Annotated in this window: 23 protein-coding genes; 10 read left to right on the top strand and 13 right to left on the bottom strand. The window is 60.2% G+C overall.

All coding sequences use genetic code 11. The annotated features are described in order from the left end of the window. Nucleotide 1 precedes the first annotated feature (1 nt). From DXT88_RS05450 to DXT88_RS05425, 6 genes are all read right to left on the bottom strand, one after another. Nucleotides 2-898, bottom strand: coding sequence for a phosphoribosylaminoimidazolesuccinocarboxamide synthase (locus DXT88_RS05450; RefSeq protein WP_016832175.1), 897 nt, complete (start codon nt 896-898; stop codon nt 2-4). Between the two features lie 130 nt (nt 899-1,028). Further along, on the bottom strand, nt 1,029-2,093 hold the full coding sequence (fba, locus tag DXT88_RS05445; RefSeq protein WP_029362970.1) for a class II fructose-bisphosphate aldolase: 1,065 nt from the start codon (nt 2,091-2,093) through the stop codon (nt 1,029-1,031). A 24-nt stretch (nt 2,094-2,117) separates the two neighbouring features. Beyond that, on the bottom strand, nt 2,118-3,551 hold the full coding sequence (gene pyk / locus DXT88_RS05440) for a pyruvate kinase (protein ID WP_016832177.1): 1,434 nt from the start codon (nt 3,549-3,551) through the stop codon (nt 2,118-2,120). A gap of 56 nt (nt 3,552-3,607) precedes the next feature. Then, nucleotides 3,608-4,798, bottom strand: coding sequence for a phosphoglycerate kinase (locus DXT88_RS05435; RefSeq protein WP_265211909.1), 1,191 nt, complete (start codon nt 4,796-4,798; stop codon nt 3,608-3,610). A gap of 149 nt (nt 4,799-4,947) precedes the next feature. Further along, a complete protein-coding gene (locus tag DXT88_RS05430) occupies nt 4,948-5,271 on the bottom strand; it encodes an AzlD domain-containing protein (protein ID WP_029362971.1) in 324 nt (107 codons plus the stop codon). Further along, on the bottom strand, nt 5,268-6,083 hold the full coding sequence (locus DXT88_RS05425; protein WP_265211908.1) for an AzlC family ABC transporter permease: 816 nt from the start codon (nt 6,081-6,083) through the stop codon (nt 5,268-5,270). The genes DXT88_RS05430 and DXT88_RS05425 overlap by 4 nt, the downstream gene beginning before the upstream one ends. Before the next feature lie 146 nt (nt 6,084-6,229). Between DXT88_RS05425 and DXT88_RS05420 the strand changes: the two genes are divergently transcribed. From DXT88_RS05420 to DXT88_RS05400, 5 genes are all read left to right on the top strand, one after another. Continuing rightward, the gene (locus tag DXT88_RS05420) at nt 6,230-7,150 is read left to right on the top strand and encodes a branched-chain amino acid transaminase (RefSeq protein ID WP_265211907.1); all 921 of its coding nucleotides are present in this window, start codon (nt 6,230-6,232) and stop codon (nt 7,148-7,150) included. Nucleotides 7,151-7,185: 35 nt separating this feature from the next. Next, nucleotides 7,186-7,383 carry a zinc-finger domain-containing protein gene (locus DXT88_RS05415; protein WP_016832182.1) on the top strand — a complete coding sequence of 66 codons (198 nt, stop codon included), beginning with the start codon at nt 7,186-7,188 and terminating at the stop codon, nt 7,381-7,383. Nucleotides 7,384-7,480: 97 nt separating this feature from the next. Next, nucleotides 7,481-7,912 carry a YybH family protein gene (locus DXT88_RS05410; RefSeq protein ID WP_016832183.1) on the top strand — a complete coding sequence of 144 codons (432 nt, stop codon included), beginning with the start codon at nt 7,481-7,483 and terminating at the stop codon, nt 7,910-7,912. 64 nt (nt 7,913-7,976) lie between these two features. Continuing rightward, complete coding sequence (locus DXT88_RS05405; RefSeq protein ID WP_265211906.1) at nt 7,977-8,927, top strand: YheT family hydrolase; 951 nt, start codon at nt 7,977-7,979, stop codon at nt 8,925-8,927. A 3-nt stretch (nt 8,928-8,930) separates the two neighbouring features. After that, a complete protein-coding gene (locus DXT88_RS05400) occupies nt 8,931-9,527 on the top strand; it encodes a DUF2946 family protein (protein ID WP_265211905.1) in 597 nt (198 codons plus the stop codon). 21 nt (nt 9,528-9,548) lie between these two features. Here the strand turns inward: DXT88_RS05400 and DXT88_RS05395 are convergent, their stop codons facing one another. Continuing rightward, nucleotides 9,549-11,120 (bottom strand): M48 family metalloprotease, encoded by a 1,572-nt coding sequence (locus tag DXT88_RS05395; RefSeq protein ID WP_265211904.1) that lies wholly within the window; start codon nt 11,118-11,120, stop codon nt 9,549-9,551. 103 nt (nt 11,121-11,223) lie between these two features. On the opposite strand from DXT88_RS05395, the gene moaC reads away from it, so the two are divergent. Continuing rightward, nucleotides 11,224-11,739, top strand: coding sequence for a cyclic pyranopterin monophosphate synthase MoaC (moaC, locus tag DXT88_RS05390; RefSeq protein ID WP_016832187.1), 516 nt, complete (start codon nt 11,224-11,226; stop codon nt 11,737-11,739). Nucleotides 11,740-11,803: 64 nt separating this feature from the next. Here moaC and DXT88_RS05385 read toward each other — a convergent pair whose 3' ends face one another. The 6 genes from DXT88_RS05385 to recA form a co-directional block, all read right to left on the bottom strand. Further along, a complete protein-coding gene (locus DXT88_RS05385; RefSeq protein WP_016832188.1) occupies nt 11,804-12,280 on the bottom strand; it encodes a pilin in 477 nt (158 codons plus the stop codon). 199 nt (nt 12,281-12,479) lie between these two features. Beyond that, entirely contained in the window at nt 12,480-13,205 is a 726-nt protein-coding gene (locus DXT88_RS05375) for a TerC family protein (RefSeq protein WP_265211903.1), read from the bottom strand. Between the two features lie 149 nt (nt 13,206-13,354). After that, nucleotides 13,355-14,236: a succinate--CoA ligase subunit alpha gene (gene sucD, locus DXT88_RS05370; RefSeq protein ID WP_116434038.1), complete on the bottom strand. Its 882-nt coding sequence runs from the start codon at nt 14,234-14,236 to the stop codon at nt 13,355-13,357. A 17-nt stretch (nt 14,237-14,253) separates the two neighbouring features. Next, nucleotides 14,254-15,420 (bottom strand): ADP-forming succinate--CoA ligase subunit beta, encoded by a 1,167-nt coding sequence (gene sucC / locus DXT88_RS05365; protein ID WP_016832190.1) that lies wholly within the window; start codon nt 15,418-15,420, stop codon nt 14,254-14,256. Nucleotides 15,421-15,841: 421 nt separating this feature from the next. Next, nucleotides 15,842-16,312, bottom strand: coding sequence for a recombination regulator RecX (gene recX / locus DXT88_RS05360; protein WP_265211902.1), 471 nt, complete (start codon nt 16,310-16,312; stop codon nt 15,842-15,844). A gap of 56 nt (nt 16,313-16,368) precedes the next feature. Next, nucleotides 16,369-17,469: a recombinase RecA gene (recA, locus tag DXT88_RS05355; protein ID WP_016832191.1), complete on the bottom strand. Its 1,101-nt coding sequence runs from the start codon at nt 17,467-17,469 to the stop codon at nt 16,369-16,371. Between the two features lie 410 nt (nt 17,470-17,879). Between recA and DXT88_RS05350 the strand changes: the two genes are divergently transcribed. The 4 genes from DXT88_RS05350 to DXT88_RS05335 all read left to right on the top strand — a co-directional run bounded on the left by DXT88_RS05350 (nt 17,880) and on the right by DXT88_RS05335 (nt 22,174). Further along, the gene (locus tag DXT88_RS05350; RefSeq protein ID WP_265211901.1) at nt 17,880-19,511 is read left to right on the top strand and encodes a tetratricopeptide repeat protein; all 1,632 of its coding nucleotides are present in this window, start codon (nt 17,880-17,882) and stop codon (nt 19,509-19,511) included. 3 nt (nt 19,512-19,514) lie between these two features. Next, a complete protein-coding gene (locus DXT88_RS05345; RefSeq protein WP_016832193.1) occupies nt 19,515-20,120 on the top strand; it encodes a sensor histidine kinase in 606 nt (201 codons plus the stop codon). Between the two features lie 181 nt (nt 20,121-20,301). Then, on the top strand, nt 20,302-21,297 hold the full coding sequence (locus DXT88_RS05340; protein WP_265211900.1) for an aliphatic sulfonate ABC transporter substrate-binding protein: 996 nt from the start codon (nt 20,302-20,304) through the stop codon (nt 21,295-21,297). A gap of 4 nt (nt 21,298-21,301) precedes the next feature. Further along, nucleotides 21,302-22,174, top strand: coding sequence for an ABC transporter permease (locus DXT88_RS05335; protein WP_265211899.1), 873 nt, complete (start codon nt 21,302-21,304; stop codon nt 22,172-22,174). The last annotated feature ends 26 nt before the right edge of the window (nt 22,175-22,200 follow it).

Genomic DNA, 22,200 nt, shown 5'->3' with positions numbered 1-22,200 from the left:
ATCAGTCCTTGAGCGAATTGCCGGTCAGACGCTCCAGCGCTTCACGGTACTTGGCGCCGGTCTTTTCGATCACTTCAGCAGGCAATGCGGGGGCAGGCGGCGTCTTCTTCCAGCCGTCGACGGTTTCCAGATAGTCGCGCACGAATTGCTTGTCGAACGACGGCGGCGAGATGCCGACCTTGTAGCTGTCCGCCGGCCAGAAGCGCGACGAGTCGGCAGTCAGCACTTCGTCCATCAGGTGCAGCACGCCGTTGTCGTCGAGGCCGAATTCGAACTTGGTGTCGGCGATGATGATGCCGCGCGTGGCGGCGTAGTCGGCGGCGGTCTTGTACAGCTTGATGCTGATGTCGCGCATCTTGTTGGCCAGTTCGCTGCCGATGCGCTTTTCCATCTCGGCGAAGCTGATGTTTTCGTCGTGCTCGCCGAGATCGGCCTTGGCGGCCGGAGTAAAGATAGGCTCGGCCAGCTTGGCTGCTTGCTGCAGGCCTTCCGGCAATTTGATGCCGCAGATCGAACCGGTATCCTGATAATCCTTCCAGCCGGAGCCGATGATGTAACCGCGCACCACCGCTTCCACCAGGATCGGCTTCAAGCGCTTGGCGACCACGGCGCGACCGCGCACCTGTTCGACTTCATTGGCGGCAACCACGGTTTCCGGTGCGATGCCGGTCAAATGATTCGGCACGATGTCGCCCAGCTTCTCGAACCAGAAATCCGACATCTGGTTCAACACTTTGCCCTTGCCCGGAATCGGTTCGTTCATGATGACGTCGAATGCCGACAGGCGGTCGGTCGTCACGATCAGCAGCTTGTCGTCGCCGACGGCGTAGTTGTCGCGCACCTTGCCGTTGCCCAGCAAAGGGAGTGAAGTGATGGAAGTTTTGTAGAGGCTGGTCATGTTGATTCCGGTCAATCTGTGGGCTATGCGAAAACGGCAAGACTGCCGTTTTTCTTCCCACCTTTAAAGTCAAAAAACCGGGACTGCTGATGCTTAGTCCCGGTCGGTCGCTTGGCTAGCGCTTACGCAGTTACTGCACAATCTGCGACAGCTCGCCCTTCTTGTATTTCTCTGCAATCTTTTCCAGCGGGACTGCCTTGATCTTGCCGGCCTGGCCTTCGCAGCCGAACGACAGGTAGCGCGCCTTGCACACCAGCTTCGCAGCTTCGCGGGCCGGCTTGAGGTAATCGCGCGGATCGAACTTGCCTGGATTTTCCATCAGGTAGCGACGGATCGCGCCGGTCATCGCCAGACGGATGTCGGTGTCGATGTTGATCTTGCGCACGCCGTGCTTGATGCCTTCCTGGATCTCTTCGACCGGCACGCCGTAGGTTTCCTTCATGTCGCCGCCGAACTGGCGGATCTCGGCCAGCAGCTCTTGCGGAACGGAAGACGAACCGTGCATCACCAGATGGGTGTTGGGGATGCGTGCGTGGATTTCCTTGATGCGGTCGATGGCGAGGATATCGCCGGTCGGCTTGCGCGAGAACTTGTAGGCGCCGTGCGAAGTACCGATGGCGATGGCCAGCGCGTCGCATTGCGTTTGCTTGACGAAGTCGGCGGCTTGCGCGACGTCGGTCAGCAACTGCTCACGCGTCATCTTGCCGTCGGCGCCGTGGCCGTCTTCCTTGTCGCCCATCATGGTTTCCAGCGAACCGAGTACGCCCAGTTCGGCTTCCACCGTGACGCCGATGGCGTGCGAGAACTCGACCACCTTGCGCGAGACTTCGACGTTGTATTCGTAGCTGGCGACGGACTTGCCGTCTTCCATCAGCGAACCGTCCATCATCACCGAAGTGAAACCCGATTTGATCGCGGCCATGCAGACTGCCGGCGACTGGCCGTGGTCCTGGTGCATGACGACGGGGATATGCGGGTACGCTTCGACCGCGGCTTCGATCAGGTGGCGCAGGAACGCTTCACCGGCATATTTACGGGCGCCGGCGGAAGCTTGCATGATGACTGGCGCGCCAACTTCGTCGGCAGCCTGCATGATCGCAGTGACTTGCTCCAGATTGTTGACGTTGAAGGCTGGCAGACCGTAGCCGTTTTCGGCGGCGTGGTCCAGCAATTGACGCATGGATACGAGAGGCATGATAAAACTCCAGAACAATGAAAATCAGTACTCGCCGACCCTGAGGATCTTCAGGGCGTTGGTGCCGCCGACTTGTCCAATCGGCTCGCCCCAGGTCACGACGATCAAATCACCCTTTTGCACGACGCCTTGCGCCAGCAGCAAGTCCTGCACGGCCTTCAACACCACTTCGGTGTCGGTGGACTGCGCCAGCTCGAACGTGCGTACATTGCGGAACAGCGCAGCCTTCTGGCGCGTCGCGACGTTGGGGGTGATGGCAAAAATAGGGATATCGATGTTGTGCCGGCTCATCCACAACGCAGTGGAGCCGGACTCGGTCAGCGCGGCAATCGCCTTCACGCGCAGGTGATGCGCAGTGAACAGCGCACCGTACGCGATCGACTGGTCGACGCGGGTGAATTGCAGATTCAGGAAATCGGCGTCGAGCTTGCAGTCTTCGGATTTTTCCGCGGCCAGGCAGATGGCCGACATGGCTTCGACGGTTTCCACCGGATACTTGCCCGATGCAGTTTCAGCCGAAGTCATTACGGCGTCGGTGCCGTCCAGCACCGCGTTGGCGACGTCGGACACTTCCGCGCGCGTCGGCACGGCGTTGACGATCATCGATTCCATCATCTGGGTAGCGGTGATGGTCAGCTTGTTGGAAGCGCGCGCCATCTTGATCATGCGCTTTTGCAGACCAGGCACGGCGGCGTTGCCGACTTCCACGGCCAGATCGCCGCGCGCCACCATGATGCCGTCGGAGGCGTCGAGGATTTCCTGCAGCAGCGGGATCGCTTCAGCGCGCTCGATCTTGGCGATCATCAGCGGCTTGTGGCCGAACGGTTCACCGGCGACATTGCCGAGCTGGCGCGCCATTTCCATGTCGGTCGCATTCTTCGGAAACGATACCGCGACGTAGTCGGCCTGGAAGCTCATCGCCGTCTTGATGTCGTCCATGTCCTTGGCTGTCAGCGCCGGCGCCGACAAACCGCCGCCCTGGCGGTTGATGCCCTTGTTGTTGGACAGCTCGCCGCCGATCTTGACGACGGTGTGGATCTCATTGCCCAGCACACGCTCGACCACCAGCACGATCAGGCCGTCGTTGAGCAACAGCACGTCGTCGCCCCTGAGGTCGCGCGGCAATGCCTTGTAGTCGAGACCGACGCGTTCCTGGTTGCCCATGGCGCAATCGGCGTCGAGGATGAACTTGTCGCCATTTTCGAGATTGATCTTGCCGTTTTCAAACTTGCCGACGCGGATCTTCGGACCTTGCAGGTCGGCCATGATGGCGACCTTGACGCCACAGGCGTCGGCCACTTCACGCACCAATACGGCACGGTCGATATGATCCTGCGCCTTACCGTGAGAGAAGTTCAGGCGCACCACGTTAACGCCCGCCTTGATCATGCGCGTCAGCGTGTCTCGGTCGCTGGAAGCGGGGCCGATGGTGGCAACAATCTTGGTGGCTCTTTGCATGAAAATCTTTCTCTGACGTGGTGGTAAAGCTTGGTGTCTCGTTGTTTTCGCTGTTTTTATTGCGCGCGCTGCATCAGGATTTCCACGGCCGGCAAAGTCTTGCCTTCGAGGAATTCGAGGAAAGCGCCGCCGCCGGTCGAAATATAGCCGACCTTGTCGGTAATGCCGTATTTGGCGATTGCCGCCAGCGTGTCGCCGCCGCCCGCAATCGAAAAGCCGTCTGAATCCGCAATCGCCTGCGCCAGCGCCTTGGTGCCGCCGCCGAACTGGTCGAATTCAAACACGCCCACCGGGCCGTTCCAGACGATGGTGCCGGCTTTCGCCAGTTGCGCCGCCAGCGTTGCTGCGGTCTTCGGACCGATGTCGAAAATCATGTCGTCGTCCGCCACATCCCTGGCGTCCTTGACGGTCGCGACCGCAGTCGGCGAAAACTCCTTGCCGCACACCACATCGACCGGGATCGGCACCGATGCGCCGCGCTTGGCCATCATATCGATGATGGCCTTGGCTTCGTCGACCAGATCGGCTTCGACCAGCGACTTGCCGATCTTCAGGCCGGACGCCAGCATGAAGGTGTTGGCAATGCCGCCGCCGACGATCAGGTTGTCGACCTTGTCGGCCAGTGCTTTCAGGATAGTCAATTTGCTGGAGACTTTCGAGCCGGCGACAATCGCCACCAGCGGACGCGCCGGCTGGTTCAGGGCCTTGCCCAGCGCATCGAGTTCGGCTGCCAGCAGCGGGCCGGCGCAAGCGACCGGGGCAAATTTGGCGATACCGTACGTGGTGGCTTCAGCGCGGTGGGCAGTACCGAAAGCGTCGTTGACATAGACGTCGCACAGCTTGGCGATCTTTTGCGCCAGCTCGTCGCTGTTCTTCTTTTCGCCCTTGTTGAGGCGGCAGTTTTCCAGCAACACGACCTGGCCGGGCGCGACGTCAACGCCTTCGGTCCAGTCCGAGACCAGTTTGACTTCTGCGCCCAACAGTTCTGACAGGCGCTTGGCGACCGGCGCCAGCGAATCTTCCGGCTTGAATTCGCCCTCGACCGGACGCCCCAGATGCGATGTCACCATCACCGCCGCGCCGGCGTCGCGCGCCTGGCGGATGGCCGGCACCGAGGCGCGGATGCGCGTATCTTCGGTGATATTGCCGGCATCGTCCTGCGGCACGTTCAGATCGGCGCGAATGAAGACGCGCTTGCCTTGAAGTTGGTTGGCGGAGAGGAGGTCGCTGAATCGATTGAATTTCATTTTTCGCAGAATCTAAGGTGGGGCAAAAAGGCGTTATTTTACTCTACCCGCCCTGCCACCAGCATGGTTTTCAGAGAGGAATGAAGCATTCGGCGCCGCATTCCCGCAGTAATCGGTCCGGTGGCCGGGCAAGGCCTTCCGGGAAGGGCTTACAACGCCAGGCGCAGCACGGTGAATAGTGCCATCCCGGCAACAATCGTCCCCAAAAGATGTCGTGTTGCCAAGAAAAACACGCCGCCGCCGATGCCGGCCAGCAATTTGGGATTGGCCCAGTTGATGTCAATCGCGCCACCCGTCGTCACCAGGTCCGGCAAGACGATCGCCGCCATTGCCGCGGCCGGCGCATAACCGAGCGCATGCTGGAGCTTGGGCGGCAGCTTGACCGCATGGCCGAACAGGAAAAAACCGCTGCGCGTGATCAATGTCGACACAACCAACAAGACTATAGAAACCCAAACGTCGAAGGCGTTCATTCTTTTTCCTTCCCGATGAATTTGTCGGCCACCATCGCCGCCGCCATGCCGATCACCACCGCCAGCAGCAGGCCGAGCCGGTAAGGCAGGCTGATCGCCACTACCGCGACCGCCCCGGAGACCACCACGCCCGCCAGCGCCGCGCGGTTGATGATCATCGGGATGGTGATGGCGATCAGCGCCAGGGTGCCGGCGAAGCCGATGTTCCAGCTTTCCGGGATCTGGCTGGCCAGCAGGATGCCGACGATCGCGCCGATCTGCCAAGCAAACCAGCCCGGATAGCAGATCGCTTCGAAAAAGCCGATCTTGCCGGCCGGCTGATGTACCGTGTGGGCGGGAAAGCGCCGCGGGAAGAATCCCATCGAGATGTCGCCGTTGAAGTAGCCGTACCAAACCCGCCGGTACCACGGCAGATGGGCGAAATGCGGCGCCACGGCGGCGGAGAAGATGACGAAACGGAGGTTGACGATCATGGCCGTCAGGAAGATCACGATCAGCGGCGTATGCGCCGCCAGCAAAGGCAGCACCGCAAACTGGGCGGAACCGGCATAGACCGTCAGCGTCATCGCCAGCGATTGCCAGAGGGTCATGCCGGATTTGACCATCGCCATGCCGGAAACCACGCCCCAGGCGGCCACGGCCGGAATCGTCGAGGCGCTTGCACGCCAGCCCTCCTGAAACGCTTCCTTTTCGATGCGCCGCGCCGCGAGTGCCGCGGTAGCAGTTGCGGCAACAACAGCGGCAACATCCGCAGATGCTCCTTTGACTGCCGGGTCAGGTCGACTGTCCCCGGCGTCCGTCTCCTTATTCATTCTTGCCCTGGTCCGCTTTTATTGAATGCGATGAACTTGCAATACGGCATTTTTACTCAGTCCGGCCATTTTACAGATGAAACTTTTTACGCGCTTGTTCCGTTAAAATGTGGTCTTTGCCTCTTGAACCCCATCGGAGACCTCCCATGTCCATGGACGACCGCGACGGAAAAATCTGGAAAGACGGCGCATTGATCGACTGGCGCGATGCGACCATCCACGTGCTGACCCATACGTTGCATTACGGCATGGGCGTGTTCGAGGGCGTGCGTGCCTACAAGACGCCGCAGGGCACGGCGATCTTCCGGCTGAAGGAACACACCCGGCGCCTGTTCAATTCGGCCAAGATCTTCCAGATGGAAGTGCCGTTCGACCAAGCCACCATCCTCGAAGCGCAATGCCAGGTGGTGCGCGAAAACCAGCTCGAGTCCTGCTACATCCGTCCGCTGATCTGGATCGGCTCGGAGAAGCTCGGCGTCTCTGCCAAGGGCAACAAGATCCATGTCGCCATCGCTGCATGGCCGTGGGGCGCCTACCTCGGCGAAGACGGCATCAACAAGGGCATCCGCGTCAAGACCTCGTCGTTCAGCCGCCACCACGTCAACGTCTCGCTGGTGCGCGCCAAGGCCTCGGGCTACTACATCAACTCGATCCTGGCCAATCAGGAAGCGCTGGCCGACGGCTACGACGAGGCGCTGCTGCTGGACACCGACGGCTACGTCTCGGAAGGCTCGGGCGAAAACGTCTTCATCATCCGCGACGGCAAACTCTATACGCCCGACCTCGCCTCCTGCCTCGACGGCATCACGCGCGATGCAGTGCTGACGATGGCGCGCGACCTTGGCATCGAAGTCATTGAAAAGCGCATCACGCGCGACGAAATGTATTGCTGCGACGAAGCCTTCTTCACCGGCACCGCCGCAGAAATCACCCCCATCCGCGAGCTCGACAACCGCACCATCGGCAACGGTGGCCGCGGTCCGATCACGGAAAAACTGCAATCCTTGTTCTTCGACGTCGTGTCGGGCAAGGCGCCCCAATATCAGCATTGGCTGACACTGGTTTAATTTAAATAAGCACAATATCGCAACGGAGAAACACCATGAGCCAAGTCCAACAAACCCAGCCAGTTCAACTCGACGGCAAAGACCTGCCGGCCCACTGCCCCAACCCGAACATGCCGCACTGGTCGTCGCACCCGCGCGTGTTCCTGGAGCTCGACGACCACGGCGCCGCCAAGTGTCCGTACTGCGGCACGCAATACCAGCTCAAGCCGGGCGCCGTCGTCAAGGCGCACTAAGGCCGCAGATCATTGCCGCCGCAAGCAGCCGCAACACCGATAAAGAGGACCACCAGGAAATGATTGGTCCTCTTTGCTTTTTCCTCCTGGAGAAAACATGCCGCGCGCCAAACTGTTACATGGTTCACCCGATGAAATCGAAGCAGCGTATTACGATGCGCTGTCCCGCGCCGACCTCGATGCGCTGATGGCGCTGTGGGCCGACGACGAAGAAATCGTCTGCATCCATCCCGGCGCAGCGCGCCTGGTCGGCCATGTCGCCATCCGCAACAGCTGGGAAGAAATCCTCGCGCGCGGAGGCCTGCACATCCAGCCGCGCCAGTTGCATGCGGCGCACACCATCACCACCGCCGTGCACAACGTGATCGAGGAGATCCACCATCCCGACAACAGCCAACCGGACGTGCACGTCATCGCCACCAATGTTTACATGAAGACCGCGCAAGGCTGGCGCATCGTCACGCACCACGCCTCGGTCGCGCCGGGACCGGCGCCGTCGGAACCCATCGCCGAGACCATGCTGCATTGATATTTTTCCTGCGCCGCCCGCTTTGCATCCTGTCCTGCGGCGGCGCATCCACTGTTCTTCATCCATGCAATACATCGCGCCTCGCTGGCTTCCCGGCGGTAATCTTCAAACGATTTATCCGTCGACCTTCATCGCCAAGCCGCCGGTGCGCTTCCGGCGCGAGCGCTGGGACACGCCCGACGACGACTTCATCGATGTCGACTTCGTCGACGGCCAGCCGGGACAACCGCTGGTGGTGCTGTTCCACGGCCTCGAGGGTTCATCCGACAGTCATTATTGCCGCGCCCTGATGGCGGCAGTGGCTGCGCGCGGCTGGACCGGCGTGGTGCCGCATTTCCGCGGCTGCTCGGGCGAAATCAACCTGGCGCCGCGCTTCTACCATTCCGGCGACAGCAGCGAACTCGACTGGATCTTGCGCCGTCTGGGCACGCACCGTGCCGCCATCGGCGCCGGCAAGTTCTACGCCACCGGCGTATCGCTCGGCGCCAACGCCTTGCTGCGCTGGCTCGGCGAATCGCAGCACCAGGCCGATTTCATCGATGCCGCATGCGCAGTGTCGGCGCCGCTCGACCTGGCCGGCGGCGGCGCGGCGCTGGCGCATGGCTTCAACCGGATTTATTCGCATGTGTTCCTGCGCACCATGCGCCCCAAATGCCTGGTCAAGCTGGATCAGTTCCCCGGCCTGTTCAGCCGCGACGCGCTGCTGCAGGCGCGCGACCTGTACACCTTCGACAATATCGTCACGGCGCCGCTGCATGGCTACCGCAACACCGAAGACTACTGGGACCGCGCCAGCGCCAAGCACATCCTGCACGACATCACGGTGCCAACGCTGGTGCTCAACGCCAAGAACGATCCGTTCCTGCCGCCGCAGTATTTGCCGAAAAGCGCTGCCGCATGCGTCAAACTGGAATATCCTGAAGAAGGCGGCCATGTCGGCTTTCCCACCGGTGCGCCGCCGGGCGATCTGGGCTGGCTGCCGCAACGCATGCTGCATTTTCTGGAAGGTAAATAGGCAATGGATGACGTCGTCAGGCAAGCGATGGCCAAGTGGCCGAATGTGCCGCACTGTTTCGGCTGGCTGAAGCTGGATGCGCGCGGACACTGGCGCATGCGCGACGAGCGCGCCCAGCATCTTGATCTTCCCGGCGACAAGATCGCGCATCCGGCGCTGCTCGGCTTCATCAATCGCAATTACACGCACGACGAGGAAGGCCGCTGGTATTTCCAGAACGGTCCGCAGCGGGTCTATGTTGATCTGGAACTGACGCCGCATATCGTGCGTACCGATCCGGTCGCAGGATTCATCACCCAGACCGGCGTCACGCTGGAAGCGGTTTCACAAGCCTGGCTGACGCGGGAAGGTCAACTGGTGCTGGCATCGAGCGCTATCGTCGCCGCGCTGGACGACCGCGACGCCGCCGCCGTGCTGGCGACGCTGACGGTTGCAGGACGGCCGGCGAGCGACGAAGAAATCATGGAGTGGCTGGAAGGAAGCGATAAGGTCGCTCTGGTTTTCTCACAGGGCGGCAATGAACTTCCCTTGCAACGAATCAGTGCGGACAAGCTGGCCGGACAATTCGGTTTTGTCACGCACCCTCGCGCGACGGCCTGACAAGGGTTTGAGCAGCGACGACTATCCGCGCCCCTTGGTTTCCTTCATCTCTTCTTTCCACTGCTCCTTGAGATCACGCTCGCGCGCGTCGATCATGGCCTGATCGTAGAAGGTGGCATCCGGCGCCTTGCGCGCGATGCCGAGCTGCTCCAGCGCCGCCGGCAAACTGCCTTGCAGCACATAGGATTCCGCCAGCGCCATATGCTGCAGCGCTTGCTTGCCCTGCGCCGCATAGGCCTTGGCGAGCAGATCCTGCACGGCGACTTCGTGACGGTACAGCTGCGCCTGGTCGCGCAAATAGGCGACGGCGGCATCGTTGCGCTGCCCCTCGATCAACGCGTCCGCGTACTGATGCGCCACCACGCGCGACAACGGGAATTGCTTGCGCGCGGCGTCGGCTTCCTTGAGCGCCTGCGCACCCTGCTTTTTAGCCAGCTTGATGTCGATGTCGAGGTTGGTGAACAGGATGCTCGGCACCATCGGCTGCGAGGCTGCGCGCGCTTCCTGCAGCAAACCCTCGGCCTTGTCGTAAGAGCGTTGCAGGTAAGCCGCGTACGCCAGCCCGTACTTCGACACCATGATCTGCATCTTGGTGTTCTGGCGCAGTTGCGATTCAAAATACGCCTGGGCGTCACGGATGCCTTGCGACGTATTGTTCTGCAGCAAACGCACGCGCGCGCGGATCAGCTGAAAATCGGGATTATCGGCGCGCTGCTTGTAGCGCTGGTCGCGGATGCGCGCCTCGATGTCGGCGATACGTTCGGTGGTCAGCGGGTGCGTCAGCAGATACGGCGGCACCGCATCGCCAAAACCGCGCGACGCGCTTTGCAGGCGACCGAAAAACGCCACCATGCCCGAGGTGTCGAAGCCACCGTCGCGCAGGATTTGCAAACCGACGCGGTCTGCTTCGCGTTCGGCATCGCGACTGAAATTCAATTGCCGTTGCATCGCCAGGCCGGTGCCGCCCATCATCGTCGCCATGGCGGCGTCGCCACCCACGCGCGAGACACCGGCCAATGCACCGAGAACGATGGAGGCCAGTTGAATCATGGAATTCTGCTTTTGCTGGCCGATCATGCGCGCGATGTGGCGCTGCGCGACGTGACCGATTTCATGCGCAAGTACGGAGGCCAATTCGGACTCGCTTTGCGCCGCCAGCAGCAAACCGGAGTGCACGGCGATAAAGCCGCCCGGCAAGGCGAAGGCGTTCAGCACCGGATCGCGGACCGCGAAGAAAAAGAAATCGTAGCCGGCTTCACCGCGCACGTCGGGCCGCACGGAGACCAGGTTGGAGCCGAAGTTGTTGAGGTATTCCAATACCGGACCGTCGTCGAGATAGTCCGGATCGCGCCGGATATCGCGCATGATCTGCTCGCCGAGTTTGCGCTCCATCAGCGGCGACAATCCTTCGCGCTCGGTGTCTCCCAGCGTCGGCAAAGCCTGCGCCACACCTGTGGTCGGCGCGACGGCCAGCGGCAGGATCGCTACAGTCAGCGCGAGTGCTGCGAACAGGGAGCGCAAAGCTGGACGCAACACGGGACGCAACAGAGAACTACGACGACGTGTGTGTACAGAAGATACGGACTGACGCATAGACGGGCACTGGGTAATAGATGGGGTGGCGTGGAGCGTGAAGGGCTCTTTCAATGCCTGCTATGATACCTGCAGTAATGACCGACTTTCACTTTCCGCCGCCATGACCGATTCCAAAACCGCAAATTCACCGGCCGACGCCAACCAGGGCCTGACCCATTTCGATCAGGGTGGACAAGCGCACATGGTCGATGTCGGCGCCAAGCATGATACCCATCGCGTCGCCGTCGCCAGCGGCGTCATTTCCATGAAGCCCCAAACGCTGGCCGTAATCCAGTCCGGCACCGCGAAGAAAGGCGACGTCCTCGGCATCGCCCGCATCGCCGCCATCATGGCGTCCAAACGCACCAGCGACCTGATTCCGTTGTGCCATCCGCTGGCGCTGACGCATGTATCGGTGGAGTTCGCCGTCGATGCAGGGCAGTCGCGCATCAGCTGCACCGTGCGTGTCGAAACCAACGGCAAGACGGGAGTCGAGATGGAAGCGCTGACGGCAGTGCAGGTCGGGCTGCTGACGATTTACGACATGTCCAAGGCAATCGATCGCGGCATGGTGATGTCGGATATTCGCGTGCAGGAAAAGCATGGCGGAAAATCGGGGTCTTGGTCGCAGGCTTGAGGCGTTTGCTGCGGACGTAAAAAAAGCGTGCTCAGTGCACGCTTTTTTATTGTCGCCGGATGAATCAGCCGCGACAGACTTCCGGTGCATATTTTGCCGGCAGCAAGGGTGAGTCCGCAGCAGCCTTGGCAGGTGCCGTTTGGCACAGCCAGGTAATGGCGCTCGGGTTAGCTGCCGATGGCACCAGCTTCAGCGTCTTGCCTTTTGCCTCGCCGCCAATATCGCCAAAGGTAATGGTGATCGCGCCGCCTTTTTCGATTTTGATGTCGGAAACCGATGTGATTTCTTTCGACGGCGTAAATGTATAGCCTGTCGCGGCTTGTTCAAAGTCTGCGCTCCCCTTGGAGGCAATTGTCTCGGACACGGCCATCTTCGCCGGCGTCGCGAGGTTCAGCCCTTCGGCTACTTTGGTACGGACCAAGTAGTCCCGGTATTGCGGAATCGCCACCATCGCGAGAACACCCACAATGGCGATGACGATCATCAATTCAATCAGGGTGAAACCGGTGGGTGAGTAACGTGCAGACCGCTTCGCTTGCATATTGTTTTCCTATTACAAAAAAATCGAGTTTTCGGGAGCGTTGCCTGGTCATCTGTCCATGGCCGTCGTTTTCTCTCGGGCAACGCCAGACTCCCCGCATGGATCATATTCGCCAACGGCGATTTTGTGAACATCTTTATAACCGTACGGGCAAGGCGGGATTCATCATCCGGCCTCGCCCGGCTGCTTTATTCCTTCTTTATGCCGCCCGCTTTTGCGCCCTGCGCGCCAGCCAGCTGCCGACGACCACAACGCCGATGGCGCCGGCCACGCCCGGCAGACTCAGGTGCAATTGCATGCCCGGCACCACGAACTCATGGTGCGGCAGATAGGTCTGCACCCAGTCCCTGATCGCCACGTCGGAGATGATCATGCCGCCCGCGAGATATCCAAGCAAGGCCGCGCCGAGCGTGATGATCAGCGGCACTTTTTCCATCAACTTGAGCACCAGCGTGCTGCCCCAGACGATGATGGGAATGCTGACCAGGATGCCGAAAATCACCAGCAGCAACTGATGCTCGCCGGCCGCCTGTTCGGCGGCGCTGGCGATGGCGATGACGTTGTCCAGGCTCATCACCAGGTCGGCGACGACGATGGTCTTGATCGCCGACAGCAACTTGTCGCTGCCGCTGATTTCGCCGTGTCCGTCGTCATCGCTGAGCAGCTTGGTGCCGATCCAGAACAGCAGCACGCCGCCGACCAATTTGATGAACGGCATCTGCAGCAAGGTCACCGCGAAAGCGATCAGGACAATGCGGATGGCGATGGCGCCGAAAGTGCCCCACAGGATGCCGCGCAAGCGCAGGTTGTCCGGCAGATTGCGACATGCCAGCGCGATCACGATGGCATTGTCGCCACCGAGCAAAATATCGATCAGGATGATCTGGCCGACTGCGAGCCAGTTCAATTCCGTCAAAAATTCCATACAACCCCCAAGATATTCGTGAACACTAAAACAATATGGGGAGCCGGAGCTCCCCATATTGGTATGTCACCGGTCAGGCCGGGAAGTTCTGTCGACGCTCAGACAAATGCTTCCAGCCTGCCGTTTTGCTTGCTGTTGCGGTCAATGAATTACAGAACCGACTTCAGCAGACGCGCCATTTCCGAAGGATTGCGTGTTGCCTTGATGCCGCATTCTTCCATGATCGCCAGCTTGGCTTCAGCCGTGTCGGCGCCACCGGAGATCAGCGCGCCGGCGTGGCCCATGCGCTTGCCTGGAGGTGCAGTCACGCCGGCGATGAAGCCGATGACCGGTTTCTTCATGTTGTCCTTGACCCAGTACGAAGCGTTGGCTTCGTCAGGGCCGCCGATTTCACCGATCATGATGACGGCGTCGGTGTCTGGATCATCATTGAAGGCCTTCATGATGTCGATGTGCTTCAGACCGTTGATCGGGTCGCCGCCGATACCGACTGCGGACGATTGACCCAGACCCAGCGCTGTCAGTTGACCGACGGCTTCGTAAGTCAGTGTGCCCGAACGGGAAACCACGCCGATGCGGCCCTTTTTGTGGATGTGACCCGGCATGATGCCGATCTTGATTTCGTCCGGAGTGATCAGACCTGGGCAGTTAGGACCCAGCAGCAGCGTCTTGCTGCCGGACTTTGCCATGCGGTTTTTCAGTTCCAGCATGTCGCGGACAGGGATGCCTTCAGTGATACAGATGGCCAGGTCCAGCTCGGCTTCAACGGCTTCCCAGATGGCAGCAGCAGCGCCTGCAGGTGGCACGTAGATCACGGAAACATTTGCGCCGGTGGCCTTCTTGGCTTCGGACACATTCGCGAAAATTGGAATGCCTTCGAAATCTTCGCCGGCCTTCTTCGGGTTCACGCCTGCAACGAAGGCGTTCTTGCCGTTCGCGTATTCGCGGCACATGCGGGTATGGAATTGACCGGTTTTACCGGTGATGCCTTGGGTGATGACTTTGGTGTCTTTATTGATCAGAATCGACATAGCTATTCCTTGTCCTATTATTTACCGTTGGCTGCAGCAACAACTTTTTGCGCAGCTTCTTCCATGCTGTCTGCCGAGATGATCGGCAGGCCGGAGTCGGCCAGCAGCTTCTTGCCGATTTCTTCGTTGGTGCCCTTCATGCGCACGACCAGCGGCACTTTCAGGGAAACGGCCTTGGACGCAGCGATCACGCCTTCGGCGATCACGTCACAGCGCATGATGCCGCCGAAGATGTTGACCAGGATGGCTTTCAGTTCCGGGTTCTTCAGCATGATCTTGAATGCTTCGGTAACCTTCTCTGTGGTTGCGCCGCCGCCGACGTCCAGGAAGTTGGCAGGCTCGCCGCCGAACAGCTTGATGGTGTCCATGGTGGCCATGGCCAGACCGGCGCCGTTGACCAGGCAACCGATGTTGCCGTCGAGGGAGATGTAGGCCAGGTCGAACTTGGAAGCTTCGACTTCAGCCGGATCTTCTTCGTCCAGATCGCGGTAGGCGACGATTTCAGGATGGCGGAACAGGGCGTTGGAGTCGAAGTTGAACTTCGCGTCCAGAGCGATGACCTTGCCGTCGCCGGTCAGGATCAGCGGGTTGATTTCGGCCAGCGATGCATCGGTGTCCCAGTATGCCTTGTACAGACCTTGCAATTGCTTGCGCGCGTCAACCACGGACGCGGCTGGAACGCCGATCTTGGTGGCGATGCTGTCAGCGTCGGCATCGGTCAGGCCGGTCGACGGATCGATGGCGATCTGGTGAATCAGTTCAGGGTGGCTTTCAGCAACTTCTTCGATGTCCATGCCGCCTTCGCTGGAAGCCATCAGGACCACGCGTTGGCTGACGCGGTCGGTGACCATGGAAACGTACAGTTCCTTCTTGATGTCCGCGCCTTCTTCGATCAGCAGGCGACGCACTTTTTGGCCTTCCGGGCCGGTCTGGTGCGTGATCAGTTGCATGCCGAGGATCTGGTTGGCGTATTCCCTGACTTGCTCGAGGGACTTGGCAACTTTCACGCCGCCGCCCTTGCCGCGGCCACCCGCATGGATTTGCGCCTTGACGACCCACACCGGACCGCCCAGCGTTTCAGCTGCCTTGACGGCATCTTCAACGGATTGGCATGGAATGCCGCGTGGAACGGTCACGCCGAATTGGCGGAGGATTTCTTTGCCCTGATACTCATGGATTTTCATGGGAGCTTCCCTTTAAGACACTATTAAATAAAACTTACTGGATTGAAATCCGGCTGGCGGCAACACCGCGCGGCGCGAATGAAGGCAAGAATCCGCGCTGGCGCGCCTTCTCCGAACGAGGAGACGCGCGGCTGATGCAGCCGGGCGGATTGCTTAGTAGAAGGTGCGGACAGTGCATTGGGCATAGAGAATGCCATTTGATCAACATTTAATCGTTGTCGCATTGCGTGTCGTCATCGCAAAGATTGCCATGACAGCCGCTAATGCGGCGCAGCAAAAACCCGGAGATTTTAGCACATCTGGCCCCGCCTCGGCAGCGGGATGGGCTTATGGAGACTATTTTTGAGGGATTGGCGTGCGGACAAAAATCCCGGCTGCGCTGTACGTAATGAGGAGAAATCGCAATTAATCTACCGATCGATCAATCAAAATCGTCGTGCTCGCCATCACTCCAGGCGGTTTTGACCGCGGCCTGAATTGCCCGATGCGAAAATCCGCGCTGCTGCAGAAACCGCATGCACTTGGCGCGCGCCATGCCGTCGGCCGGCGCTTCGTCGAACTTGCGCCGCAAGACCTCGCGCGCCCGTTCGTTTTCACCTTGGGTCAGGCCGATTTTGGCGTCGCCCAGCGCTTCGCCGGTGATACCGTGGCTTTTCAATTCGGAAAGGATGCGATTGTTGCCGTAACGACCGACGCGACGATTCACCAATGATTCGGAAAAACGTTCTTGGGAAAGGAATTTGGACTCTTGCAGCCAGTTGAGCAGGGCTTCGATATCGTCGCCATCTTGCGCGTAAGGGGTTAACTTACGCGCAAGTTCCAGACGACTATGCTCACGTGAAGAGAGATATTTGAGCGCTCGCGCCTTCAGGCTGATTTGCGGCCTGGGCATCGGTCACACCGTCGCGATCGTTGCGACCGACAAGACGCGAGCGAAGTACAACGGCATCAGGATTCTTCTGCTGCTACGTTCTTTGCAGAACCTTTGCCAGTCGGTGCCGGTGTTGCAGCAGCACCAGCGCCACTTGCAGCCAACTCAGGAACGCCGAGGGAAGCACGTACCTTGTTTTCGATTTCGCGCGCCAGTTCCGGACGTTCTTTCAGGAAATTGCGTGCATTGTCCTTGCCTTGGCCGATACGTTCGCCGTTATAGCTGTACCAGGCGCCGGACTTTTCCACGATCTTGGCGTCAGAGCCCAGATCGAGGATTTCACCTTCGCGCGATGTGCCTTCGCCATAAAGAATATCGAAGTGGGCTTCGCGGAATGGCGGCGCCACCTTGTTCTTGACGACCTTGACCTTGGTTTCGCTGCCGATGACTTCGTCGCCGGACTTGATCGAACCGGTGCGGCGGATATCCAGGCGCACAGAGGCGTAAAACTTGAGCGCATTGCCACCGGTGGTCGTTTCGGGATTACCGAACATGACGCCGATCTTCATGCGGATCTGATTGATGAAGATCACGGTGGTGCTGGTGCGGTTGATGCTGCCGGTCAGCTTGCGCAGCGCTTGCGACATCAGGCGTGCCTGCAGGCCCGGCAGGGAGTCGCCCATGTCGCCTTCGATTTCGGCGCGCGGCGTCAATGCGGCGACCGAGTCGATGACGATCAGGTCAACGCCGCCGGAACGTACCAGCGCGTCGGTGATTTCCAGCGCTTGTTCGCCGGTGTCGGGTTGCGAAATCAGCAGATCGGACAGATTGACGCCCAGCTTCTGCGCGTAGGTCACGTCCAATGCGTGTTCCGCGTCGATGAAGGCGCAGGTGCCGCCGATCTTTTGCATTTCAGCAATGGCTTGCAGCGTCAGCGTCGTCTTACCCGAGGATTCCGGACCGTAGATTTCGATCACGCGGCCGCGCGGCAGACCGCCGACGCCCAACGCGATGTCCAGGCCGAGGGAACCGGTCGAGACGACCTGGATTTCCTCGAGGACCGCGCCGTCTTCCATGCGCATGACCGAGCCCTTGCCGAATTGCTTCTCGATCTGAGCAAGGGCTGCGGCCAGCGCTTTGCCCTTCTCAGTATTGTTCGCGGATTTTTTATCGTCCATAGGGTTCTTTCAACAAAGTGTTCGTTCGGATCAGTCAGAGATCAACTAAGCAGCACTGTATAAAAAAACAGTTGTTTGTGCAAGTTCTTTTTCTGCTGTTGCAATCTGGAATAGCGGAATGGGCCGAAATGGCCCGGCAGCACAAGGAATACGGTTGCAGACAAAAAATCTTCGATAGTCTGTTAGTATGCCGCCGATCCCCGATTGCCGAAATTCCGATTATAACGGTCCCGCCGGTACGGTTCATGCGTGCACAACGTCGGCTCCCGACCTTTCGAGAGCGACGGCTGTAGCGTCTTTCAGCGATAATGCAAATGATTTCAAGGAATATCCTAGATTTATTACGGATATTCGACGTATTTGATATACATTTCTAGCCAGTAATATTACGAGTTTTCTGCTTTCCCCCTATGACCCTGGTTCCATTCAGCCGCATTTCCAGCCTGCGCTCGCTCATCATTGACGACATGCCGGCCATGCGCCAAAACATTCGCATGCATCTGGGCCAGCTCGGCATTACCAAAGTCGACCAGGCCGGCACGCCCGACGAAGCGATTCGCGCCGTCCAGGGGGGCAGCACCTATGACCTCATCGTCTGCGACTACAACCTGAACAAGGAAACCAACGGTCAGCAGCTGCTGGAATTTTTCCGCACCCAGCACATGTTGTCGCCCACCACCATGTTCATCATGGTCACGGCCGAAAGCGGCTACAACCTGGTCGCCAGCGCCGCCGAGTTCCAGCCCGACGCCTACATGCTCAAGCCGCTGACGGCATCCAAGCTGGCCGATCGCATCGACCGCCTGTTGGAAAAACAGAACGCGCTGCTGCCGATCAATGAAAAGCTCAAGCGCAAGGACCAGGCCGGCGCCATCGTCGAATGCGACAACGTGGTGAAGGTCGCACCCAAATGGATCGTCGACATCCTCAAGATCAAGGGCAGCCTGCTGGTCGAATTGCGCCGCATCGAAGAGGCGCGCGCGGTCTACGCGCAAGCGCTGGAAATGCGCGACGACCAGGTATGGGCCAAGGTCGGCATGGCGCGCTGCAATATCGTGGCCGGCCAATACGACGACGCCAAGGTGCTGGTGCAAGCTGTACTCGCACAAAATTCGCAATATATTGAAGCCTATGACTTGCTGGCGCAGATCGAAGACGCGCAAGGCAATCAGCAACAGGCGCTGGACGCTCTCGCCCGCTCTTCCGAAATCATCCCGTCGGCGCGCCGCAGCCGCCTGGTCGGTGATGCCGCCTATCGCGTCGGCGACCTGGACCAGGCCAAGGAAGCGTTCGACAAGGTGCTCAAGCACACCAAGGGTTCGCTGACCGCGCAGCCGGGCGACCTGCTGACGTTGGCGCAGGTGCATGTCGACACCGGCGACGGTGATGCTGCGCTGGCGCTGCTGGCCAATGCACCCAAGCGTTATGCTGAATCGAAGATGTTCATCTCGACGCAATCGGCCGTGGCGGCGCAGGCGTATGTCCAGCTGGGCGACATGATTTCCGCCGAGATGGCGTTCGAAGCGGCGCGCAACGCCGCCGAAGGTACGCCGTCGGAAATGGGGACGCTCGCGCTGGCCAAGGCGGCTTTCTCGGTCGGCCGTGACGAAGAAGGCGCGCAGCTGATTTCGCAGGCGGTGAAGTCCGACCACGAAAACAAGACGCTGCTGACACTGGCGCGCAAGGTGCTGGCCGATTGCGGCAAGGAAAGCATGACCGACGAACTGGTCGACGGCGCCGTCAAGCAGTGCATGGGCATCATCGCCGAAGCCAATACGCTGATGCGCAGCGCCAAGCCGGACGAATCGCTGGCCAAACTGGAAGAAGCATTGCACAGCATGCCGGAAAACACCGGCGTGCTGATGGCGGCAGCCCAGCTGCATCTGTTGTGGATGAGCCAGCGCGGCATCAACCAGGACTACGTCAAGCGCGTCAACCGCTACCTCAATACGCTGGACCGCCTGATCCCGGGCAACGACCGTGTCAGCAAGATGCATAAATTCCTGCGAGACGCGGTCGCCAAAGCGGCGCAGAAGAGCTGATCCATGGACGCAAAACTGGCCGCCATCATTGTTCACGACATCAAGAATTCGCTCGGCGTACTGGAGGGTGAGTTGCGCGTGCTTGCCGCCGAGTCGCCCGACGAACGCGCCGGCCATGCGCACCTGACCTGCCTCACGCTGCAGGAAAAGCTGATCGGCTTCCTGACGCTGTATAAAGCATCCTCGCAAGGACTGACGGCGCAGATCGAAGCATTGTCGCCGCAGGATTTCCTCGAAGGCCTGCGGCGCCACCTGACCATCGGCCAATCCGGCCTCGAGGTTTCGATCAACAGCGAAGGCATGCCGCTGATTGCCTTCTTCGATGAAAACCTGGTCGGCCTGGCGCTCGAAGCGGCGTTGCAGAACGCCACGCGCTTTGCCCGCTCGCATATCGAACTGGCCTGCCGCAAGGATGGCAACGGCGTGGTCTTCAGCATCCGCGATGACGGCCCCGGCATCGGCACGCACGAAGTCAAACCGTCCACCGGTCTCGGCATGGATTTGTGCCAGGCGATCGCCGCCGCCCACCAAAAAGGCGACAAGAAAGGCGAAGCGCTGCTGGCCAACCACCCCGACGGCGGCGCCCAGTTCGAGCTGCATTTGCCCTGATTTTTCCCCGACTTTTCCCCGATCCTTTCCTTGCCCGGCATGCGTTGAGCGCATAAGCAAGCGCGAAAAAAATCGTTCTTTTCCCCGGACTTCGTCCGTAAAGTCATCCCGACAGGGACAGGCCGGCCTCGTCTACACGTACACGATGCAGCCTGACAGACTCGAACAAGAAAAGGACATCATGCAACGCCGCCACTTCCTCCAGTTGAGCACTGCCAGTGCAGCAACCTTCGGCTCCGCCGCTTTGGGCCTGCCGCTGACCGGCCGCGCCGCCGACGCGCCCAAGACCATCCGCCTCGACTACGCGACGTATTCGCCACCCAGCCTGGTGCTGAAGAAATTCGGCTGGCTGGAAGAAGACCTGAAGTCCTCCGGCGGCTCGGTCAAATGGGTGCTGAGCCAGGGCAGCAATCGCGCGCTCGAATACCTCAACAGCGATAGCGTCGACTTCGGCAGCACTGCCGGCCTGGCCGCCCTGCTGGCACGCGCCAACGGCAATCCGGCCAAGGCCGTGTATGTGTTTTCGCGCCCGGAGTGGACCGCGCTGGCGGTGCAAAAAGATTCCACCATCAAATCGGTGAAGGAACTCAAGGGCAAGAAAATCGCCGCCACCAAAGGCACCGATCCCTACCTGTTCCTGCTGCGCGCGCTGCATGAAAACGGCCTGGCCAAGAGCGACGTAGAAATCCTCCACCTGCAACATCCCGACGGCCGCGTCGCGCTGGAACAGAAACGCGTCGACGCCTGGGCCGGACTCGATCCGCATCTGGCGGCCAGTGAACTGGAAGCCGGTTCCAAGCTGATCTATCGCAACGTCAATTTCAATACCTACGGGTTCCTCAACGTCAGCGATAGCTTCGCCGCCAAATATCCGGACGAGGTCAAGCGCGTGATCCGCGCTTACGAACGCGCACGCCTGTGGATCATCAAGAACCCCGACGAGACCGCCAAACTGATCGCCGAAGAAGCCAAGCTGTCGCTGCCGGTGGCGCAGCTGCAACTCAAACGCAACGATTTTTCCAATCCGCAAATCGGCAAGGAACACATCGATGCGCTGCGCGCCGCCGCGCCTATCCTGCTCGACGAGGAACTGGTCAGGAGCGGAACGGATCTCTCCAGAACCATCACCGCGCTGATCGATCCTGCGTACTCGCAAGGCCTGATCCGCCAGGCATGAGGCCATGAAAGAGTCGCACTCGCTGCTGTCGCTGCAAGCACATCAGGCAGACTTCGCGCATCAGGGCGATGACCGCATTGAGGACGTCGCGCAACAACGCAACGCCAGACGCAAGTCCTTCAACTGGCCTTGGGGAGCCCTGCTGCCCGTGGCTTTTCTGGGCGCCTTGGAAATCGGCTCGGCGTTAGATCTGATCCCTTCACGGCTGCTGCCGCCGCCGAGCGAGATTGCGCAGACCATCTACGCGCTGGCCAAGCGCGACCTGTTCGCCCACATCGCCGTCAGCGTGGCGCGCGTGGCCGCCGGCTTCTCGATCGGCGCGCTGCTGGCGGTCGCCTTCGGCGTATTGGTCGGCATGCATCGCCGCGCCGAGTCGCTGCTGGAACCGTCGTTCCAAGCGCTGCGCGCGATTCCCAGCCTGGCCTGGATTCCCTTGCTGCTGCTGTGGCTGGGCATCGACGAGACGCCCAAGATTGTGTTGATCGCCATCGGCGCTTTCTTCCCGGTCTACATCAACCTGGTGGCCGGCATTCACAACGTCGATCGCAAACTGCTCGAAGTCGGCAAAATCCATGGTCTTTCATCACGCGACCTGATTCGCCGCATCCTGTTGCCGGCCGCCTTGCCGAACCTGTTCACGGGATTGCGTACCGGCCTCAGCCTGTCCTGGATGTTCCTGGTCGCGGCCGAACTGATCGCCGCCACCAAGGGCGTCGGCTACCTGTTGTCCGACGGCCGCGAAAGCAGCCGTCCCGACATCGTGCTGGCCGCCATCATCATCCTGGCCACGCTGGGAAAACTTTCCGACAGCCTGCTCAAGCATATCGAGACGCGCAAATTGCGTTGGCGCGACGTGCTGGCTTCGCGACCCGACTGACCATTTTTCGACCTTGATTTTCTCTA

This window comes from Herbaspirillum lusitanum (assembly GCF_026127345.1).
GTDB lineage: Bacteria > Pseudomonadota > Gammaproteobacteria > Burkholderiales > Burkholderiaceae_D > Herbaspirillum > Herbaspirillum lusitanum.
This window is presented reverse-complemented; position numbering and strand designations above follow the sequence as displayed.